Annotated in this window: 3 protein-coding genes and 1 pseudogene; 1 reads left to right on the top strand and 3 read right to left on the bottom strand. The window is 67.6% G+C overall.

Annotated features, from left to right (window positions below; translation table 11 throughout):
• Both AC2W7M_RS19860 and AC2W7M_RS19855 read right to left on the bottom strand, forming a co-directional pair.
• Positions 1-1,194 (bottom strand): cytochrome-c peroxidase (locus AC2W7M_RS19860; protein WP_486134307.1); only part of this gene is annotated, 1,194 nt, incomplete at its 3' end.
• A gap of 114 nt (positions 1,195-1,308) precedes the next feature.
• On the bottom strand, positions 1,309-1,920 hold the full coding sequence (locus AC2W7M_RS19855) for a TMEM175 family protein (protein ID WP_486134305.1): 612 nt from the start codon (positions 1,918-1,920) through the stop codon (positions 1,309-1,311).
• Between the two features lie 284 nt (positions 1,921-2,204).
• Here AC2W7M_RS19855 and AC2W7M_RS19850 point away from each other — a divergent pair, with 284 nt between their 5' ends.
• Positions 2,205-3,704, top strand: a complete 1,500-nt coding sequence (locus tag AC2W7M_RS19850) for an EAL domain-containing protein (RefSeq protein ID WP_486134304.1) — start codon at positions 2,205-2,207, stop codon at positions 3,702-3,704.
• An 84-nt stretch (positions 3,705-3,788) separates the two neighbouring features.
• Here the strand turns inward: AC2W7M_RS19850 and AC2W7M_RS19845 are convergent.
• Positions 3,789-4,850, bottom strand: a pseudogene (locus AC2W7M_RS19845) (aminotransferase-like domain-containing protein); the annotation flags it as partial.

The raw sequence follows: 4,850 nt of genomic DNA, 5'->3' as shown, positions 1-4,850 counted from the left end.
CTTGGCCGCCGCCTGCGCCGCGGCGCGCGCCTCCCGGCGCTCCGCCATCAGCGGCTCGTGGCGCCGGTCGGTGAGCGTCTCCAGGAACGCCACCAGCGCGCCGATGCGGCGATCATCGAGCGCAGGGCCGGTCTCCAGCTCCTTCAAGGAGAGCGTGCCCGGCAACTCGGGCGGGGCGAAGGGCGCGCCGCTCTCGGGGTTGACCTTGCGGGCGGGGTTCGCGGTGTTGAAGGTGTTGTAGAACAGGATCACCGTGCGCAGGTCCGCGAACACGCCATTGTGCATGTAGGGGCCGGTGACGGCGACGTTGCGCAGGCTAGGCACCTTGAAGCGTCCGGCCTGGGCGGCCTTGTCCCTCACCTTGGGATTGCGCGCGAGGCCGAGGTCCGGCGCCGTCACCGCGCCGGTGGCGGCAAGGTCCGGGTTCGCGGGCACGCCGATATTGTGGAACTCGTAATTGGTGAAGGTCTCGCCCGCCGTGCCGCCCTGGGCGTTCAACTGGTGGCAGAGGGCGCAATTGGTGAACTGTTTGGAGAAGAACAGCACCCGCCCCAACTCCTCCTGGTCGGTGAGCCTCTCCTCGCCCCTCAGGTAGCGGTCGTATTTGGAATCGAAGGGCGCGAAGGCCTCGGTGCGCTCGAAGGCGGCTATGGCTTTGGTCATGGCGTCGAAGGCGCGCGCGTCGGACCGGAAGACGGCGGGGCCGTAGAGCCTCTGGAAGGCCGCGACATAAGCGGGATTTTCCTTCAGGCGCGCCACCACCTCGGCCTTGGAGCCCATGCCCATCTCGGCCGGATTGAGCGGCGGGCCGGCGGCCTGCTCCTCAAGGCTCGCGGCGCGGCCGTCGTGGAACTGTCCACCGCGATAGAGGCCCGGCTTATTCGACTTGCCGAAGGCGGGGCTGAAGCGGGCATAACCGGCGCTCGGGGCGTTGCGGTCGCCGAGCGAGCGGCCGTCGTCGCCCACCGAGACCGCCGTGCCGGCCGGGCCTTCGCGAGGGTCGGTGAAGGCGGCGTCGGGCGCATGGCAGGAGGCGCAGGCCTGGGTGCGGTTCTTGGAGAGGGCGGTGTCGAAGAACAAGGCCTCGCCCAGCGCCGCGGGGGTAGCGATCTCGCCCGCCTGCGCGCCCGCGGCGAGCAGTAGCACGCCGACGGCGATGGCCGTCCACCGGATGGGGCGAAGAGGAGGCGCCATGACCCGAACTCCCGGGCCCCCAAGCGGGAGCCTTGCTGCATGCGCGGGAAGGTGCGCGCCGCGCCGCCCTTGGGCAATCCGGTGGACTACGAACGGTAGAAGATTGGAAAGGCTCTAGTTTTCGCCGCGGGAGGCGACCGCCTTCGGCCAGAAGGGCAGGCGGCTCGCGATGTTGAGGAGATAGGCATACATCGCGGCATGGGGCGCCACGAAGCCAAGCGCGGCCGAGAGCACGGCGCTGGCGAGGAACAGCGGCAGGCGCTGGCCGAAGGCGGCGGACAGGCTGCGCCGCTCCGGCGCCACGTCGAGATAGCGCAGCGCCACCACCAGCAGCGCCAGCGCGCCCATATTGGCGGCATAGACGAGGATGGCCGGCGTGAATTGCCCATAGCGGCTGACGAGGCCGGAGGAGAACGGCACCACGGTGACGAGGAACAGCAGCCAGAGCGACACGCCGACCACGTTCTGCCCCACCTGCTCCTCGCTGGCGCGCGCCTCGATGGTGCCACGCCAGAATGCGCCCAGCACCAGGAAGCTGATGAGATAGGTCAGCGTCTCGTGGCCGAGCGACATGAGATGCGCGGTCAGGGCGGCCCCATCTTCGATCTTCAAATCGTCCGGCAGGCGGATGTCGAGCACCAGCAGCGTCATGGCGAAGGCGAACACGCCGTCGGTGAGCGCGTCCACGCGCGACTTCGGAAAGCGGCTGTGGCGACTGGGCTCCATGTTAAGCGCTCCGGACCGCTGGCGCGACGCATGCGATAGTTCGGCGCAGCGGCCATCGTTGAATTTAAAATGCGCACGTCAACTTCATTTGCGCCAACAGCATTTTGGCATTATTGGAACGATTTCGACACGCAGAAGAAGCATAAGTGGCTTATCGCTTACGTCAGCGTGTATCGAAATACCAGCAGGGTCTTCTGTTGTGTAAGATCCCTGCATTTTGAGCATCGGTAATGAGCCGCCGATTAACCTTGGCTTTGGTCGTTCTTGCAACGGTTGTCGGCACGATGGTGCCGCTCGCGCCGACCCTCTACATTTCGTGGCGGCTTGCTGTTTCCGCGCAGCTGGAAAAACTTGATGCCTATGCATTGCGCGTCCTTGATCATGCCGACGCAGTCTTGGCCGATGCGGCGTCGGCGCTGCGGACCATCGCAGCAACGCAGTTCCCGCCATGCTCGCCACAGCATATTCGCGCAATGGTGCAGATCACCGAAGAGGCGCTGTCCGTTGCCAACATCGCCTATGGGGCGGGGGACGTGGTCGAGTGCAATGCGTGGGGTAAGCTGACCCACAGACTGGAGCGAAACCCGATACAGGTCGAGATGCCGAATGGTATCGGCCTCGTCCTGAACTGGCGGCCGACAAGCTTCGGCGTAGACCGGGCGATGCTCGTCCTGCGCCTCCGCGAATACGGCGTGCTCGTGGACCAGAAGCATTTTTTCAATGATTGGTCGGCGTCGGACCCGTTCACGATCTCCGACATCCGCACCCGCAGCGGCCTGCCCCTCATTGCGAGCTATCGTGACCGGGACCAGCCCAATCCGCCCAGCGCATCGGACGCGAGCGTCCAGAAGGTCTCGCGCAACTGGGCCGTGACCGTCCGTCAGCCGCGCATAACATTCGAGGAACATCTGCGGGCCAATTGGGCGGTTTTCCTGCCCCTTTCGGCCGCGATCGCACTGCTGTCGGCCGCGTCCGGCCTGCTGGTGCTGCGCCGGCAGCGCTCGCCCCGCGGCGAACTGGCGAAAGCGCTGAAGAACGGCGAACTGGTCGCGCACTATCAGCCGATCATCGAACTGGCTACGGGGCGCTGCATCGGCGCCGAGGCGCTCGTGCGCTGGCCACGCGCGGACGGCAGCCACACCCCACCGGACGCCTTCATCCCCCTGGCCGAACAAACCGGCCTGATCGGATGCCTGACCGACCAGATGCTCGCCGCAGTCGTCGAGGATCTTGGAGATCTGTTGCGCTGTGATCCACACGCACATGTCAGTATAAACATCAGCGCCGTCGATATCACCACCGGGCGCATCCTGACCGCGCTGGATCGTTCGCTGGACGGTTCCGGCATTCACCCGGGGCAGATCTGGCTCGAAGCGACGGAGCGCAGCTTCATTGACGCGGCCGGAGCATGCGCCACGCTGCTGGAACTGCGCCGCCGCGGCCACAGGACCGCCATCGACGATTTCGGCACGGGATATTCGGGGCTCAGCTACATCCAGAACCTGCCTATCGATCTGCTGAAGATCGACCGGTCCTTCATTTCCGCCGTCAATACCGAGGCGCCGACGCGCGGCGTCACGCCCTATATCATCGCCATGGCCCACGAATTGAATCTGCAGATGATCGCCGAGGGGGTGGAAACGGAGAGCCAGGCCGAATACCTGCGCGCCCAGGGGGTGAGCTTTGCCCAGGGCTGGCTTTACGCGAAAGCCCTCCCGGCCGACGCATTTGTCGTCTTCTGGTCCGCCAAACGTCGAGATGTCGCGGCCCCTGTCACCCCGTGATCGTCCGAGCGCGCGCTTCGCCCGAGCCTGCACCCGTTGGGCGCGGTGTTCGGCGCCGTGCCGATTGCGAGCCCTCTTTGCGGCTCATCCCAAGGTGTGGGCCAAGGCGCGCGCGAGGACGCGCAGCGCCTCCTTGTCCATCTGCGCCACGTTGAAGCGCATGAAGTCGGCCGCCGACTGGCTGACGCTGAACACGTTGCCCGGCGCCAGCACCACCCCCTCAATGAGCGCGGCCTTCGCCACCTCGGCCGCGTCGCGCCCGCCGGGCAGCCGGCACCAGAGATAGAAGCCGCCGCGCGGCTCGATCCAGGGGCGGATGCCGAGGCCGGCGAGGTCGGCCGCCGCCTCGCGGCGCCGCCGGGCGAGGCGTCCGCGCAAGGCGGCGAGATGCTTGCGGTAGCTGCCGTCGCTGAGCGTACGCAGCACCAGCTCGGCGCCATGGGGCTCGGGCCGCCGAAATTGGTGGCCACCTGGAGGTCCCGCAGCCCCTCGACCCAGTCCGGCCGGGCGACGATGTAGCCGCAGCGGATGGAGGCCGACAGCGTCTTGGAGAAGCTGCCGATGCGCACCACCCGGGCCAGAGCGTCGAGCGCGGCGAGGCGGGGGGAGGGCTCGGGCTCGAAATCGGCGAAGATCTCGTCCTCCACGACGATCAAATCGTGGGCCGCCGCGAGCGTCAGGACCTGGTGCGCCACATGGGGCGCGAGCGTCGCGCCGGTGGGGTTGTGGAGCGCGGAATTCGTGACGTAGAGGCGCGGCCGGTGGGCGGCGAGCGCGGCCTCGAAGCCGGCCACGTCCGGCCCGGCGGGCGTGAAGGGCACGCCGACGATCTTCACCCGGTGGGCGCGCAACAGCGCCTGGAAATTGAAGTAGCAGGGATCGTCCACCAGCACCGTGTCGCCGGGAGAGAGCAGCAGCCGGCAGACGAGGTCGATAGCCTGCGTGCCCGAGGGGGTGAGGACGATCTGCTCCGGCCCCACATCGATGCCGTCGGCCGCGCACTGGCGCGCCAGGAGGCGCCGCAGGGCAAGCGAGCCCTGGGTGGCGCCATAGTCGGTGAGCACCGCGGCGTCCGCCTTGGCGAGGGCGCGGACGGCGCGGCGCAGCGCGGCCTCGGGCATCCAGTCCGGCGGCAGCCAGCCGCAG

The sequence above is a fragment of the Xanthobacter sp. BG11Y11_SDJG genome (assembly GCF_057364445.1).
Note: the sequence above shows the minus strand (reverse complement) of the source record. Positions and strands in the feature narration are given on the sequence as shown.